This window comes from Paenibacillus sp. FSL H8-0282, from assembly GCF_037963825.1.
Classification (GTDB): Bacteria; Bacillota; Bacilli; order Paenibacillales; family Paenibacillaceae; genus Paenibacillus_AQ; species Paenibacillus_AQ odorifer.
In genome coordinates this window covers 2990493-3005264 of sequence record NZ_CP150146.1, presented here as the reverse complement: position 1 = coordinate 3005264, position 14772 = coordinate 2990493, and the positions used below count along the sequence as shown (strand labels likewise).

The 14772-nt window shown below is 42.7% G+C and carries 15 protein-coding genes; 3 read left to right on the top strand and 12 right to left on the bottom strand.

What is annotated here, in order from left to right:
* Positions 1 to 43: 43 nt before the first annotated feature.
* On the top strand, positions 44 to 664 hold the full coding sequence (locus NST94_RS13160; protein ID WP_076218025.1) for a TetR family transcriptional regulator: 621 nt from the start codon (positions 44 to 46) through the stop codon (positions 662 to 664).
* Between the two features lie 47 nt (positions 665 to 711).
* A complete protein-coding gene (locus NST94_RS13155) occupies positions 712 to 3015 on the top strand; it encodes an MMPL family transporter (RefSeq protein ID WP_339282050.1) in 2304 nt (767 codons plus the stop codon).
* A 101-nt stretch (positions 3016 to 3116) separates the two neighbouring features.
* Here NST94_RS13155 and NST94_RS13150 read toward each other — a convergent pair whose 3' ends face one another.
* The 6 genes from NST94_RS13150 to NST94_RS13125 all read right to left on the bottom strand — a co-directional run bounded on the left by NST94_RS13150 (position 3117) and on the right by NST94_RS13125 (position 8614).
* Positions 3117 to 4247, bottom strand: a complete 1131-nt coding sequence (locus NST94_RS13150) for a GNAT family N-acetyltransferase (RefSeq protein WP_339282049.1) — start codon at positions 4245 to 4247, stop codon at positions 3117 to 3119.
* 36 nt (positions 4248 to 4283) lie between these two features.
* Positions 4284 to 4913 (bottom strand): hypothetical protein, encoded by a 630-nt coding sequence (locus NST94_RS13145; RefSeq protein ID WP_339282048.1) that lies wholly within the window; start codon positions 4911 to 4913, stop codon positions 4284 to 4286.
* Positions 4914 to 5028: 115 nt separating this feature from the next.
* Positions 5029 to 5814: an ABC-2 family transporter protein gene (locus NST94_RS13140; RefSeq protein WP_036686696.1), complete on the bottom strand. Its 786-nt coding sequence runs from the start codon at positions 5812 to 5814 to the stop codon at positions 5029 to 5031.
* A 6-nt stretch (positions 5815 to 5820) separates the two neighbouring features.
* Entirely contained in the window at positions 5821 to 6570 is a 750-nt protein-coding gene (locus NST94_RS13135; protein WP_051491475.1) for an ABC-2 family transporter protein, read from the bottom strand.
* 127 nt (positions 6571 to 6697) lie between these two features.
* Positions 6698 to 7753 carry an ABC transporter ATP-binding protein gene (locus tag NST94_RS13130; RefSeq protein ID WP_076126169.1) on the bottom strand — a complete coding sequence of 352 codons (1056 nt, stop codon included), beginning with the start codon at positions 7751 to 7753 and terminating at the stop codon, positions 6698 to 6700.
* A 78-nt stretch (positions 7754 to 7831) separates the two neighbouring features.
* Positions 7832 to 8614 (bottom strand): GTP cyclohydrolase II, encoded by a 783-nt coding sequence (locus NST94_RS13125; RefSeq protein ID WP_076183786.1) that lies wholly within the window; start codon positions 8612 to 8614, stop codon positions 7832 to 7834.
* Between the two features lie 194 nt (positions 8615 to 8808).
* Between NST94_RS13125 and NST94_RS13120 the strand changes: the two genes are divergently transcribed.
* Complete coding sequence (locus NST94_RS13120; RefSeq protein ID WP_036686688.1) at positions 8809 to 9135, top strand: winged helix-turn-helix transcriptional regulator; 327 nt, start codon at positions 8809 to 8811, stop codon at positions 9133 to 9135.
* Positions 9136 to 9212: 77 nt separating this feature from the next.
* Here NST94_RS13120 and NST94_RS13115 read toward each other — a convergent pair whose 3' ends face one another.
* The 6 genes from NST94_RS13115 to nagE all read right to left on the bottom strand — a co-directional run bounded on the left by NST94_RS13115 (position 9213) and on the right by nagE (position 14771).
* On the bottom strand, positions 9213 to 10097 hold the full coding sequence (locus tag NST94_RS13115) for an ABC transporter permease subunit (protein WP_339282047.1): 885 nt from the start codon (positions 10095 to 10097) through the stop codon (positions 9213 to 9215).
* A complete protein-coding gene (locus tag NST94_RS13110; RefSeq protein ID WP_339282046.1) occupies positions 10094 to 11086 on the bottom strand; it encodes an ABC transporter ATP-binding protein in 993 nt (330 codons plus the stop codon). Before NST94_RS13110 ends, NST94_RS13115 begins: the two co-directional genes overlap by 4 nt.
* Positions 11086 to 12171, bottom strand: a complete 1086-nt coding sequence (locus tag NST94_RS13105) for a DUF4179 domain-containing protein (RefSeq protein WP_339282045.1) — start codon at positions 12169 to 12171, stop codon at positions 11086 to 11088. The genes NST94_RS13110 and NST94_RS13105 overlap by 1 nt, the downstream gene beginning before the upstream one ends.
* A 46-nt stretch (positions 12172 to 12217) precedes the next feature.
* Positions 12218 to 12736: a sigma-70 family RNA polymerase sigma factor gene (locus NST94_RS13100; protein WP_076135192.1), complete on the bottom strand. Its 519-nt coding sequence runs from the start codon at positions 12734 to 12736 to the stop codon at positions 12218 to 12220.
* Between the two features lie 119 nt (positions 12737 to 12855).
* The gene (locus tag NST94_RS13095; RefSeq protein WP_036686678.1) at positions 12856 to 13173 is read right to left on the bottom strand and encodes a hypothetical protein; all 318 of its coding nucleotides are present in this window, start codon (positions 13171 to 13173) and stop codon (positions 12856 to 12858) included.
* A gap of 143 nt (positions 13174 to 13316) precedes the next feature.
* Positions 13317 to 14771 (bottom strand): N-acetylglucosamine-specific PTS transporter subunit IIBC, encoded by a 1455-nt coding sequence (gene nagE, locus NST94_RS13090; RefSeq protein ID WP_036686675.1) that lies wholly within the window; start codon positions 14769 to 14771, stop codon positions 13317 to 13319.
* Position 14772: the final 1 nt, after the last annotated feature.

The window sequence follows — 14772 nt, the reverse complement described above, 5'->3', positions numbered from 1 at the left end:
CTTCACCACAATTACAGCTATATGGGAGGTGTATACATAAATTATGATTAAACAAACGTTGAGAGATTTCAAAAAAGAAGCCACTGAAAAAGCGCTAGCTGAAGCGGCATTCGAACTTGCACTTGAACATGGGTTGGACGGTTTTGTTGTTGAAGATATCGTGCAAAAAGCCGGCTACTCCAGAAGAACTTTCGCAAACTATTTCACATGCAAGGAAGAGGCAGTTGCCATGGGAGCAGTTACCGTACGGAACACGAATGAGTATGAAGAATTGCTCACCAAAATCCCTGAAAATGCCTCCCTGCTGGATACCTTATATCAACTAATTAAGATGCAACTTACATCTGAGCTTATAGGGAGGTTGCGTGAGCTTTCTTTACTTTCCCGAAAATTCCCAGCTCTCGAGCCCCATTATCTAAGAGCAATACATCTTACGCAAACTGGAGCACAAAAAACATTGTTGCACTTGTCAAATGGTAAGTATGACGAGGTCTATACTTATCTGCTTATAAATTCGGTTTACGGAACTGTGCTTCCCTTAATTGACGGAAAACTTAATGTGCTGCTTCCGGGACAAACGACGAGCGACGATCCAAGTCCTGAAACGCTTACGTTCGATCAATTTTTGGAAACTATTTACGGATATTTACGCAACGGATTCTAATAGGCTAACAATCAGTTTTCATCATCGAGGGAGTGTAAAATAGATACATGTCAACATTATTATACAGAGTGGGAAAAACCGCTTATCGCAAACCTGGGTACTTCATTTTAGGTTGGATTTTAATTTTAGGAATTGTCATCTCTATGATCAGCATGAATGGTATTCATATCAGTTCAGAAATGAAGATTGAAGGCACAGAATCGCAAAAGATTTTGGATCAATTAGCAACAGAACTTCCGGCTGCATCTGGTGGACAAGGGAGTGTCGTATTCAAAGCACCTGAAAATGAGCGATTGGATACGCCAGAACGTTTGGCAGCGATCACTAAAGGTGTTAATGAGGTTTACGGTATAAACGAAGTGATTAATCCTGCGGATTATGCAGCGGAAGCAAGTAGTTCAACTACTGAAGCAACTCAGGCTGCCAGTATGGATCAGTCTGCAGCAGCCACAGCACCCCTTTCCTATGGTCCTCTGATGGCAGATGGCGTTCCAGTACCTGGTGTTATTCTTTCCGCAGACGGTAGCATTGCATTGTTCCAGTTCCAGTTTACCATTGAGCAATCTGCTATCTCTCAAGATATTTTTGATTCTGTAATTGATACCGTCATGAATGTCGAGAAAGATACCAACATCACTGTACTGCCGGGCGAGACACTCAAATCAGTATCTATCGGTGTAGGATCAGCTGAGATTGTCGGACTTGTCATTGCTGCAATTGTTTTGCTGGTGACGCTTGGCTCTGTCGTTGCAGCAGGTCTGCCCCTTATAACTGCACTGCTTGGAGTCGGCATCGGTGTAGGTGGAGCATTTTCTATTTCCAAATTCATTGAAATGCCTAGTGTCACTTCCGTCTTGGCGCTTATGATTGGATTAGCCGTCGGAATCGATTATGCTCTTTTCATTGTAAATCGCCAACGCCGGATGATTATTGATCAAGGATTAAGCGCACAAGAAGCTGCGGCTAGAGCAATTGGCACATCCGGCAGCGCCGTATTTTTCGCCGGTTTGACGGTTATTATTGCTCTCTGCGGTATGCTTGTAATCGGGCTTACTTTCTTATCTACGATGGCGTTAGTAGCAGCTGCTACCGTCCTTATCAACGTATTTGTTGCCTTAACCCTATTGCCGGCATTGCTCGGATTGGTGGGTGAACGCATCTGTTCACCTAAAGCTCGCAAGAAAAACAAGGATCATCATACAACGGGTAACCGCGGTATAGCTGATGGATGGGTTAAATTCGTCATCAAGTATCGTTGGGTCACTATTGTTGCCATCGTCGTGGTACTTGGCGTAGCAGCAACCCCTATAGCAAAAATGGAAATGGGCATTCCCGGAGCTGCCTCAGCGAATTTGGATACGGTAGCAAGACAAAGTTATGATGCTATATCCGAGGGTTTTGGAGAGGGCTTTAACGGACCGCTTATTCTGGTTGCAGAACCAAAGAATTCTTCCACTCCAGTCACTCCGGAGCTCCTAGGAAATCTTGTAAAAGAGCTCCAAGCTCAAAAGAATGTCGCATTGGTCACTCCTCTGGGCATGACTAAGGATTTGGCTATCTTCAGTCTGATTCCAGAAACGGGTCCTAGCGATATAACAACCAAAAATCTGGTGAATGATTTACGGGCTACGGAATCTAGTATCGCTCAAAGTAATGATGTTAAACTCGGGGTTACCGGCTTTACCGCTGTTAACATCGATATGTCGGCCAAACTGGCAGATGTATTTCCCATTTATGTAGGAATCATCATTCTCCTATCGCTCATTATTCTTCTGTTGGTATTTCGTTCGATTATCGTTCCTATCAAAGCTACGATCGGCTTTCTGCTTAGCATACTCGCTACCTTCGGGATCACCACAGCCGTGTTCCAATGGGGCTGGCTCCATTCTCTCTTTGGTTTCGACACCGGTGGCCCATTGCTAAGCTTTATGCCAATCATCGTTACGGGTATCCTATATGGGCTTGCGATGGACTATCAGGTTTTCCTTGTCAGTTCCATGCGTGAATCGTACGTTCATGGTCATGAGGGATCAGAGTCCGTTGTCCATGGATACAACCAGGTGAGTCGTGTCGTAGTAGGCGCTGCTATAATTATGATCTCCGTTTTTGCAGGGTTTATTTTTACGGATGATGTCATGATTAAACAAATCGGCTTTACACTGGCCGTAGGGATCTTAATCGATGCTTTCATTATTCGAATGGGATTAGTTCCTGCTGTAATGTCTATTTTCGGCAACAAAGCTTGGGCACTTCCAAAATGGCTCGACCGTATTCTGCCAAACCTGGATGTCGAAGGCGAGAAACTGATTGCTACACTCAATGCTAATGACAAATCTAATTCCATGAAATAGATACAATAATAAACAGCCTGAGTCCTGTATTCCTAGGGGTTCAGGCTGTTTTGTTTCTGTGGTAAGATTCGCTTCCCATGAAACGATGTTGGAGAAAGAGCTTAATAATTAAGGATTAAAGCGGGGCGCACACCGTAACAAGCCAAGTTGACATGTCCGTAACTGCGAATACTGCTACGAGTACCTACAAAATACGCACGTGAGGAAATCGCAGGTTGAGTTCTCAGCCACCACCATGAGCAGCCGAACTCTTCATCCTTCTCAAGGATATAATCAGCTTTGACTTTTTTATCATACACATACAATTTACATCCATCGTTCTTTTTCACTTTGGAGAATCCCGTTCCTATCGCCCTACGCTTCGCACGTAAAGTATCTTCTCCAAGTTTAAAGGTGAATTCATTCGCCTCCGAAACACTAAGCAGAAAAATCTTATCTTCCGTGTTTATACTTCCCTCTCCGTTATCTGTGCATTGTGTAGTCTTGATGAGCCTGTGCTCGGAGTCATTAAAAGCGGCATTATAAAACTCATCGTTCAACCACTTTCGCAAATCGGAGTCATGCCATGTAACATCAACATATTCACCATGATACCGCCTGCAATCCAAAATGTACTCGCTTAAAATGAACAGCTCTCTACCTGAATTTTGCAGCACCCGCCACTTTATCGGCATTTTTTCTGCTCCGTCCGCCATTTGCGGATAAGAGCCAAAAGTAATTATTTCGCCGGGTTTTGCCCGCTCATACATGGGAGTAAGATTATCATTTTCATTAAAAATCATAATAATAAATTCTGTAGTTCCTTTAACGATTTCAGCTTCCCTGCTAAATCCTAGTTTTTCATACAAGCGTATCGCTCTATCGTTGAACTTCGCCACTGTCAGCCGCTTTGGTTTTTCCTCGCATCTCTCATTGATATAGTTAAGGACTGTTGTGAAAAATTGTGTCCCATTCCCCTGTCCGGTTAACTCAGGCTTCATTCCTAAACCCACATCTATAAAATCCTGAGAATATGTATATTTATCATTTGGAACCTGTGCTGGACTTCCTACACAGAAGAATCCGATCAATTGTTTATCTGCATCAAGTACAGAAAAAAATGCTTCCTCTAGCATTTCGCTTATAGCTTCAGGAGTTAGTTCATTATTGTAAAAATCATAGGGTGGATCATATTGCCAGCTTAAAATATCCCTAGCAGCATCAGCATTCAGCTTTTCCACGTAAAGTTCCATTTCGCATCCCCCTTTGTTTTCAAAATCGATAAGTCCCTAAGAGTCTAGCTCTGCTAACTCCTGAAGGATTGTCTCTACATCACCATCAGGATTTAACGCTTTGATCATCTCTTTTGTAATGGCTGCATCCTCATAAACTTGTGCAACAACCTCTAAAGGGAGTGTGAGTTCAAAATAACCTTCGGCAAATTCCACAAAATCCTCAGCTGTGCGGAAAATAGTCCCTAGCAAAAAGTCCGAACCATCTTCTACCTCCGCTGGAATCTCTACCTTCCCCTTCTGCCACGTCAAGTCGTTATTTTCACGCCAAAAACAAAAAGTAACATCATCCTTAGCTATCGCCTCATCTTCCAGTAAAGACAATAGCGAGGTTGGGACCTCTTCATAGATTCCTGGCCAAATTTCATGTTCGTCGCGCGCATATGGACTTACTTCGGATTCATGATCAAAACCTTTAATTATCGTTCCTTGAGGTGTAAAAATAATAAACAAATTATCGCCTGAGCCATTATCGATCGATGCTAGAGAAACATTCTTATCAAATTTAGAATCAAAACTATGATAGCGAAGCCATTCCTCTGGACATAAGACAATATTTAGAGAAGCAAGTATTTTCATAAGTTTTTTTAAGTTTTCGGGTGCTGGTAAAATATCTAACACATTCATCTATGATTCCTCCCCAATGTAGATATTAATGATTTTAGCATATTCATGAATTCCGGGTAAAAAAAAAAGACTACCCGAAGGTAGCCTTTCCAACTTAACAAAACACTAGCTTAACTTAAGACCCCGCACCTTTATATCTTCGTACGCCATAACTCCAGGCTAACAAACCAATCCCCAGGAATATAGCGCCTACTACAGGTGTCATCAGAGCAAGGCTGGTCATCTCCTCCCGCTGTAGAAAAAGCGCGGCTGGATACACTCCGACGAATGCAAATGGAATGATCCAAGTAAGCAATACCTGTATAGCACGATTGTAAATCGTTACCGGGTAACGGCCATAAGTCTGAATGTTGTACATTAACGGAAGAATGCCAGTAGGAGCATCCGAATAGAAAGACAATGAAGTCAACGTTGTGTAAATCCCCGTATAGATGGCGACCGCACTTAACGTTAGAATGATCAGAGCCGGTATCGTCCACCATTCAAAAGGAAGACCCAGATTGCTGCCACTGATGGCCATAATAATAATACCTATGAATGAGCCCATAAGTGCTGGTGGATCAACATTTTCCAAAAAGATCTGGAACAAATTATGAGCTGGGCGTGTCAAAATACGGTCCATCTCACCTTTAACGATGTAACGTTCACTAAATCCCCATAGATTCACAAAACAACTAAACACCCCAAATGGCACCATAAAGAATCCATAAACGAACACTACTTCATTCTGATTCCAGCCGCCCAGGCTATCTGTGTGCATAAAAATTACGAGAATAAAGATAAAGTTGGTAGCTTGAAAAAGTAAGTCTGAAATGACCTCTACCCAAAAGTCAGCGCGATAGGTGAGCCGGCTCTTCATATAGTTTTTGATATATTCAATTAATAATCCCAGGTAATACATGTTTCCTCAACCTCCCTGCACGAAGAGACGCTGCCGCGCCGCATGATATAACCAGACAATTGGAATCAGCAATACTAGGAACCAAATAATTTGTATCCCTAATACATTCCATATTCCAACCCCTTGCACACGTCCCGTAAACACTGAACCTGGCAAGTAGGTAATCGCCTGAAACGGCAGCACCTCAAGTACGGAAGATAACCAGTTAGGAAACAGACTGATCGGTACGATTAAGCCGGAAAATAAGTCTACAATCACCCGCTTCATTCGCATCATGCCTTCATTATTTTCCACGAAAAATGCCGAGAGCCCTGTGATGATATTGATCTGTGAATTAATTAAAAAGCTGAAAAAGAGCATCACCAGGAACCCTGCCCAAGCAGATGGCGCTGTTGGCAATTGAACCGGGAACAGCAGCATCGCTATCGCCATGCCGGGAATCATAAATAAAAGGAAGCGGAACATTCCCTCTCCAAGACCTTGCATCATTTTGACTAAGACATAGTTATAGGGCCTTATAAACTGGATAGCGATACTTCCATCACGGATATCCGTAGAGATCTCGCGGTCTAGGTTATTAAAATAAAAGGCTCTAGCCATCCACGACACAGCAACATATGATGTCATTTGCGTTGCAGTAAAGCCACCCAATGAATCCCCATTGCCATAAATGGCCATCCAAGTGAAATAGTTAACCCCAATATTCAGTGAATAGATAAGAATACCTGAGTAGTAGTTAATCCGATAAGCAAGCATGGTAAGAAAACGGATGCGTATAAAATCTAAGTAAGCCCCGAATAGTAATTTACGGCTATTCTCCTGAGGACCGCCAGAAGATGAACTTCCTGAGGAGGAAGACATAGCTGTTGCAGGATTAAGCTTATCAGACATGTAAAGCCTCTCTTTCATCCTTCAGAGCGGCAGCCATTTCATCAGGCTTGTCTGCAGACCCGGATTGATAAATACTGCGAACAATATCGTCCGTATTGGTCTCTATGATTTTGATATCAGTAATGTCTGCTTTTCCCACTACTCTGCCTAATACATCCGATACATTTAGCTCTAGCGGTATCCAGACAGACGCCCCTAAATCGTTCTCCGCAGACCAAGTAACAGGCAATCCCTCAGTCCATAACTCAAGTTGCTGACGTTTCGTAGCATTTCCAAATTGAAATTGAACCTCACGTCCGGTTCCCCAACGCTGCTTCAGGTCTTCCAGTCCTCCGTCATAAATGATACGGCCATCATCAAGCATTATCACTCGGGAGCAAAGCGCCTCAATATCTTGCAGGTCATGTGTAGTCAGCAGTATGGTTGTCCCATGCTCGCGGTTCATATCTTTTAGGAATTCACGGATCTCTGACTTCACCACAATATCTAAACCAATGGTCGGTTCATCCAGAAATACAATCGACGGATTGTGAAGCAATGCTGCCACTAATTCACAACGCATCCGCTGACCTAGACTAAGCTTACGAACCGGACGATTCAGCAGTTCTTGCAGTTGCAGTCGTTCGACCAATTCATCCAGCCGTTTCTTGAAATCTTGTTCAGACACCCGGTAAACCTTGCGCAGGAGCTGGAACGACTCAATCACGCCAATGTCCCACCATAGCTGACTTCGTTGCCCGAATACCACACCGATATTTTTCACGAATTTCTCGCGCTCCAAATACGGAACATACCCACCTACTGTCAGGTTTCCGGAAGTCGGCACGAGAATACCTGTGAGCATTTTGATCGTGGTCGATTTCCCAGCACCGTTCTCGCCGATATATCCACAGATCTCACCTTCAGGAATGGAAAAGGAAATGTCCTTCACCGCAGTCACTTCCGTATATTCCCTTTTAAACAAATCAGCGAAGGCCCCTTTGAGACCCTCGCGGTTTTTTTGTACTTTGAATGTTTTGCGTAAGTCTTGTACTTGAATAGCAGTCATATTGTACCTCACTAAGCTTAGAGTTGGTTCCCAGTACCCCATTATAATAGAAGAAGCGCAAAAGCACTACTTCAATCTTTACTTAGCCAGTCTTTCATTTAGCGAATGGGTGTCCTTCACAGCTTCTAAATGCCCTGAGCGAGCGACTTTAGTCCGCAAATATTTCTCGTTAAAAGAAGATACATCTCCCCATAACGCTACTCTTTTCACGGCATTCATCCCTGCAGCCTTGAGCGCATCCAATTTCTTCGGATTATTCGTAATCAGCGTCACTGGTTTGTGACGTAAAGTTTGCAGAACACTGATTGCCTCTTCGTAGTTTCTTGAATCATCAGCAAATCCCAACTCTAAATTAGCCTCAACTGTATCGTATCCTTCTTCCTGTAAAAGATACGCTAAAGATTTACTGAACAGGCCAATGCCTCTTCCTTCATGATTCGCGAGATAAAATAATGCCCCAGAGCCATGCTCAACAATCATTTTCATGGATTGATGCAGCTGGAAGCCGCAATCGCAACGTTTACTGCCAAAAATATCGCCAGTATGGCAGATGCTATGCATCCGGATCAATGCATCCTCAGATTCTTCGAAATCGCCATATACCAACACACTGGATTGTTGTCCTTCTGCTAAGTTCATGGATGGCAAACGTGAAATTAAAGCTGCCGTTGCTTTACTGCTATCCTCTTGAAGAAGCTCTGCATCCGTTGTATTCAGCCAGTTGTACCATTTAAAAACAACGGTCTCGCCGTCTAAATTCACCGGTAACGTAATGGGTCCAACCAATATATTTGTGGAATTTGCTAAAGGAATTCGCGTGATTTTATTCTGTAAAATAGAAGTGATTTCTGGTTTAATCATAATTACACCTTCCTCATTGTTCATCAATGCTTAGATAGAGCTAAGCATAAGGATAAAATATTAGTTAAATTATAAGTAACTATTTGTAAGTAAGTTTATCATTGTAATATAACTTCGTCAAGTTATAATATATCTTTAAATATTTATAATTACTTTATGTAAGTTTATGATATAATGAATGTCGAGGTGATATTATGAATGATTTCAACATGTGTCCTCGCTTTGAAAAAGCGGTAGACTTGCTAAGTAAACGTTGGGTCGCGCTGATCGTTTTCGTGCTTATGCCAGGGCCACGCCGTTTTGGTGAAATTGAGAGCTGTCTGTCCAATCTCAGTGGCAAGGTGTTATCTGACCGATTGAAGGAAATGGAAACCGAAGGCATTATAGAGCGAACTGTATATCCTGAAATGCCAGTACGTATTGAGTACTCTCTGACTCCAAAAGGCACAGCGCTTGCTCCTATACTTGGTGAAATTGGAAACTGGTCTACCGAATGGATTGAGCTTGGTATTAAGAAATGATTCCCGCTACACAACACAAAGAGCCCTAATTGTCCCGATCATGAGACAAGAGGGCTCTTTTTGGATTAACATCCCCTTTATAAGTCTTTTCGCTCGAAGCGAAGTAGACCTATAACAAAAGCTAACAGGGTATATCCTATCGCATAAAAAATAAACATATTTGACGGAACCGTATTAAAATCCAGCAATCCATTCATGCTGCCGAACAATCCCATCATTCCACTCATTTCATTAGCGCTGAACAGGACGGCGGTCATTTTCCGCTGTAAACCATCCACTGGCATAAGCAGTGCCATCATTCCTGACAGATTATTTAATGTGTCAAGGACATCGGGTTCTAATCTCAGTGATCCTCCGATCTTATCAATCATCCCGCCTAACCAGCCAGCTCCATATAACATTGTCATAAAGACACCATTCCCCACTGCTGAGAAGAATCCAGAACCCAGCATAGAAATCGTAATTAGCAAAGGCACTACAGAAGAGAATAACAAAAATGATTTCAATAGGACTACGGCATCTCTAGGAACGGTGGCATGGACCTCAGTAATCCATAAAATAGAAATAAATAAAATCAGGGCATAACCGATCCCAAGCGTCACATATCCAAGCCAGCGACCTGTGTACCATTTCCACCGCGGCAGCGGTCTTGGCAGTAAAGCCTGCATAACCCCTTGTTCCGCTTCACCTGCAATAGCTGAGAAGGAACTGAAGATCGCCAAAAAGGCGAGTACAAAAGCGCCAAAAAAGAATCCAAGTGATAATATAAAAGCACCATTTGTAAAATTAGCTAAGAGATGCTCGCCACTGCTAATATCTGTTCTGTTCGGTATTCCGCTTTGTCCGATCGTATTTGCCACAAACCAAAATCCTATAAGAAAGACAATGGTCATAAGCAATGTTAATACCATTACTCGTTTGCGCAGCAATTCCTTCCAGGTCATTCCTATGATTATTCTCATTCGTGTTCACCTCTGTGACTTAGGCCGGATACAGCACTCATAAACCAGTCTTCCAGACGTTCTCGCTTCCGTGAGACTTCATATAAGGTCATGCCCTGTTCAATAATTAACGTGTTCAGCCAGCCTACTTGCTCCTCATTCTCCAGTTCCGCTTCCAGCCAAACTGTGCTACTCTCCAATGTAGATGGGATTGAAGCTCCTTTTTCAGATTGAGCTCCGATATCCGCTGAAACTTTGATCTGAAGCTCAGTACTATCCTGTAACCAAGACAACAAAATAGGCGTAAAACCGCCCACTTTAAAATGCCAGCTTGTTCGCTTATTTAAGATCTCAGATACTTTCCCATGCCGCAGTATAACTCCGTTATTCAGCAGTGCCATACGGTCGCAGATGAGTTCAACATCCTCCAGTAGATGAGAGTTAAGAAATATTGTAACTCCCTTCTCTTTTAGCCTCTGCAAAATATTCCGAACTTCCTGACGTCCAATCGGGTCTAGCGCCGATGAGGGCTCATCCAGAAAAACGATGGCCGGATTGTTTACAAGAGCGCAAGCAAGCCCTAATCTCTGCTGCATCCCTTTGGAATAATGTTTCACACGATCCCGTCCACGGTTTCCAATTCCAACTTCCGCTAGAAGCTCTGGAATTCTTTTGTCGGCTACAGATCGCTCTACACGGCACAGCTTGGCATGCAGTCTTACTACTTCTTCCCCCGTAAGCCATTCTTGATAGCGATATAATTCCGGTAAATATCCGATTTGGGACTTGGCTTCAAGTGAACCGATCTTATGACCAAATAGAGTAGCACTACCATTCGATGGACGAATGAGACCTACCAACATTTTGACAAAGGTACTTTTCCCCGCACCATTAGGGCCGAGGAAGCCAAAGGCTTCCCCTTTCCCAACAGTAATCGTTACATCACGGCAACCACGTCCGTTATCATATTCTTTGGTCAAAGACTTCGCTTCTATTGCGGCAGCCGTCATTATTCAATCAACTCCCCTAGCTTCTCTAAGAATACAGCTTTATCTGTATACATGCTTCCTCCGTTGAAATCAAACAGTTGTCCGTTCTGTACCCAAACGGCCGAGTACACAATCCCTTGACTATATTCATTCTGATTCAGTAGAACCGTTGTATCTTTAATCTTTATTTGATCGGTATTCAGGCCTTTTACCAGTGGCAGAGGAATTTCACCCGATAAAATGCGGCTCTGCTTTAAGCTGGATTTCAGATAATCTGGCAGCAATGGAAAATCGATTATAGCTTCCAAAGCTTCATCAACCTTTATAGTTGGATCTACCGTAATTAAAGGAGTCTTCGTCTGTGTAAGATTAGCCCATTTATCATTATCCATCGAAAGATCATAATTCACGATCTCCGAAAGATCTAATTTAATTTCTTTCCCATCTATGGCCTCTGGAAGAAGCTGTTTAGCACCCAATCTTTTCATTGCTTTATTAACTGCTTCAATATTAAGCTTCAAGGTTATTTCTTGTGAATTGGTTATATATGCGCTCTTCACATTCTCGAGCAAAGTTCCGCTTGGAAGTGTAAAACCTAGAGTCTCTTCTACCTGATCTAGCGGAATAATCCCTTTATTTGAACCAAAGGAACTTGTAAACACACCAAATTTGTTCATAGCTTCATTCATGGATTGACTTTCATTTACCTGATAAAAAATATCCCGGATATCATTTTCATTCACAACTGTAACTTCTTCCATCCGAAATTGATTCAGCAGCGATGCCATAGCCGTATTTCCTACTGGAGTTCCAAGTATAACCGCAAAGATCGCGGCACCTGCCACTGCTACTCCCCACTTGCGCCGACGATTCATGCGAGGACGCTTGGATCGGCGATTTGCTGTTGGATTGTCATCCGTAGATTGAGGCTGGTCTATTTTTGGATCTGTTTTATCATCATCTTTCATAACATCCACAGATAACTGCTGACTCCACACAGACCATTTGGGACTTGCAGGCTCAGACGCTAACTTGTTTTGCAATTTGGCCCAGGCTTCATCTGTATGTTGTTTATTATGATCTTGATTTAGCGGTTGTTTAGTCATTAGTAATCCCTCCTAAATAATTTGGAGCTTCGTTTATCTCGTTTTGTTATTCCGTCTGAGACAGTGATTTTGCTGCATTTTGTCTTAACCTCTGGGTCGCACGGTGCAGTAATGTCCCTACTACGGGAGGTCTTAGACCAAGCTCGCCTGCTATTTCCGCATAACTGTAACCAGAGTATCTAAGCAGAAGCGCTTGTCTATCCCTGTCAGGCAGCTCGTTCAACCATTCATGAACATCCTCCTGATCCAGCTTACTGATTAAGACTTCCTCTCCTGAAGGAGGTGATTCCCCCACTTCGTATAACTGTTCTTGTTTATTTTGCAGCCGCCGTTCCCTTGCTTTTTTGTCCAGATAATCATATCCAATACGAGTAAGGACTCTATGAAGCCAGGCACCCAGCGCTGCTGGATCATCTGGGGGGTTACGATACAATCTCAGAAAAACTTCTTGTGCCAAATCATCTGCTGCCGACTCATCACGAACCAAAGCGGTCAGCTTACGTCTGACAATAGGATAATGTTCATAGAATATTGCTTTAAAAATTTCAGATTCCGGAATTTCCATCTTGTAAATCCTCCTTATCAGCTGCAGCTATAAGTAAGACGACTATCAATGTATTTTTGTATCAAGATTACGTAAAAAAAGACAGCCCCTAAATTAATAAGGAAACTGTCTTCTAGTGTTTACCTAATTCGAATGTAACGATTAAGAATCTTTTTAGATAAAATACTCCGTTCCAGCCTAAGCTCCCAGAGCTGCTCTTTCCACTGAAACTGTTGCTCTGAATGTTCATTCTCCCGTAACTTCTCAAACAGCTTCATGATCATTATGTTAATGGCATCAAACCTTGACCAAAGTTCTATTACACTTTCTTCTTGTATCTGAGGACTTTCCGCTGCTGCACTAAGATTCTTTAAGCGCTCAATGATGTCAGCCTGCCACTGCCCATCTTTAATCGCCTTGGCGTAATTTAAAAGATCCAAATAATCATCGACTGACATGTGTACCGACTCCTTTGCTTACTTATACCAAGTATTATACTAGGCATTATCTATAAAGCAACCCTTTATCTCTGGACACAGCAAAAAAACAGGACTGGTATGAGAACCAGCCCTGTTTAATGATTTCAACATGATCAATTTAGTTATAAAAGCTTTTGAATATCATCTTTAATTTGCTCTGATTTTGGACCAAATACGATCTGAACAGCCCCTTGACCCAGTCTCATGACACCGGAAGCTCCGAGCTGTTTCAATGCGGAATCTTTAACGGCTTTTTCGTCATTAACAATCAGACGAAGGCGTGTGATACATGCATCGATATTGCGGATGTTCGATGGACCGCCGATGTTCTCAAGAATTTGAGCAGCTTTAGAAGACGATGAAGGCGTTCCATTACCTCCAGGTGGTGCTAACAGGCTTTCTTCATCATCATCTTCACGTCCAGGTGTTTTTAGCTTGAACAATGAGATAATAAAGCGGAATAGTACATAATACAAGACGAAGAATCCAAGACCCACAGGAATAAGTATCCATGCATTAGTAGACAGTTTCAGGTTTACAAGATAATCGATCAAACCTGCGGAGAAACCAAAACCAAGCTTAACATCTAAAATGTACATCAAGGCCATGGAGAATCCTGTTAATAAAGCATGAACTCCGTACAAGAGTGGTGCTACGAACATAAAGGAGAACTCAAGTGGTTCAGTGATCCCTGTTAAGAAAGAAGCAATGGCAGAACCGATGAAGATGGAAGCAACCATTTTACGTTTTTCCGGTTTAGCTGTATGAATAAATGCAAGTGCTGCCCCTGGAAGCGCAAACATCATAATTGGGAAGAATCCAGTCATAAACATCCCAGCAGTTTTATCTCCAGCGAAGAAGCGGTACAAGTCACCATGCACCAGTTCACCAGCTGCATTCGTAAAATCACCAATTTGGAACCAAGCAATCGTATTAAGCACGTGGTGAAGACCGAACGGAATCAGCAAGCGGTTAGCTGTACCGAAGATGAATGCTCCAACAGCCCCCAGTGACACAACCCAGTTCCCGAAGTCACTAATAACATCTTGTATCGGACTCCAGATCATACCCACAAATACAGCAAGAACCATCATAGAAGCTGCCGTAATGATTGGGACAAAACGTTTACCTGCAAAAAATCCGAGCCAATCAGGCATTTTTATATTGTGATATCTCTTGTATAAGAACGCTGCCCAAGCACCGGCAAAAATACCACCAAGCACACCCATGTTCAATACAACATCATCATTGATGAAAGAGAATTGAAGCGGTACGATAAGCAGAATCTTAGTCAGTACCATGTAAGAAATTACTGCTGACAAAGCTGCTACGGCGTCACCGGCAAATCCAATGGCAACCCCTACCGCGAAGATTAAGGCTAGGTTACCGAAGATCGCATTCGCTCCGGCGTTTAGAAATGGAGCAAAGTATTGATTCAGAAATCCACCAATGGTCGCTCCTAGCGGAATATCTTTTTCGTAGTTAAGCAAACCAAACCCTTGAAGAATAGCTGCCGCCGGCATGGTTGCAACAGGAAGCATTAACGACTTACCTAGTTTTTGTAGAAAAGCCAACATT

Excerpts from the sequence above, each read along its gene's own strand:
- nagE (WP_036686675.1), bottom strand. The coding sequence starts at position 14,771 with ATGTTGGCTTTTCTACAAAAACTAGGTAAGTCGTTAATGCTTCCTGTT.
- NST94_RS13125 (WP_076183786.1), bottom strand. The coding sequence starts at position 8,614 with ATGATTAAACCAGAAATCACTTCTATTTTACAGAATAAAATCACGCGA.
- NST94_RS13130 (WP_076126169.1), bottom strand. The coding sequence starts at position 7,753 with ATGACTGCTATTCAAGTACAAGACTTACGCAAAACATTCAAAGTACAA.
- NST94_RS13155 (WP_339282050.1), top strand. The coding sequence starts at position 712 with ATGTCAACATTATTATACAGAGTGGGAAAAACCGCTTATCGCAAACCT.
- NST94_RS13135 (WP_051491475.1), bottom strand. The coding sequence starts at position 6,570 with ATGCTTGCTTATCGGATTAACTACTACTCAGGTATTCTTATCTATTCA.
- NST94_RS13115 (WP_339282047.1), bottom strand. The coding sequence starts at position 10,097 with ATGAGAATAATCATAGGAATGACCTGGAAGGAATTGCTGCGCAAACGA.
- NST94_RS13095 (WP_036686678.1), bottom strand. The coding sequence starts at position 13,173 with ATGTCAGTCGATGATTATTTGGATCTTTTAAATTACGCCAAGGCGATT.
- NST94_RS13145 (WP_339282048.1), bottom strand. The coding sequence starts at position 4,913 with ATGAATGTGTTAGATATTTTACCAGCACCCGAAAACTTAAAAAAACTT.
- NST94_RS13150 (WP_339282049.1), bottom strand. The coding sequence starts at position 4,247 with ATGGAACTTTACGTGGAAAAGCTGAATGCTGATGCTGCTAGGGATATT.
- NST94_RS13100 (WP_076135192.1), bottom strand. The coding sequence starts at position 12,736 with ATGGAAATTCCGGAATCTGAAATTTTTAAAGCAATATTCTATGAACAT.
- NST94_RS13120 (WP_036686688.1), top strand. The coding sequence starts at position 8,809 with ATGAATGATTTCAACATGTGTCCTCGCTTTGAAAAAGCGGTAGACTTG.
- NST94_RS13110 (WP_339282046.1), bottom strand. The coding sequence starts at position 11,086 with ATGACGGCTGCCGCAATAGAAGCGAAGTCTTTGACCAAAGAATATGAT.
- NST94_RS13105 (WP_339282045.1), bottom strand. The coding sequence starts at position 12,171 with ATGACTAAACAACCGCTAAATCAAGATCATAATAAACAACATACAGAT.
- NST94_RS13160 (WP_076218025.1), top strand. The coding sequence starts at position 44 with ATGATTAAACAAACGTTGAGAGATTTCAAAAAAGAAGCCACTGAAAAA.
- NST94_RS13140 (WP_036686696.1), bottom strand. The coding sequence starts at position 5,814 with ATGTATTACCTGGGATTATTAATTGAATATATCAAAAACTATATGAAG.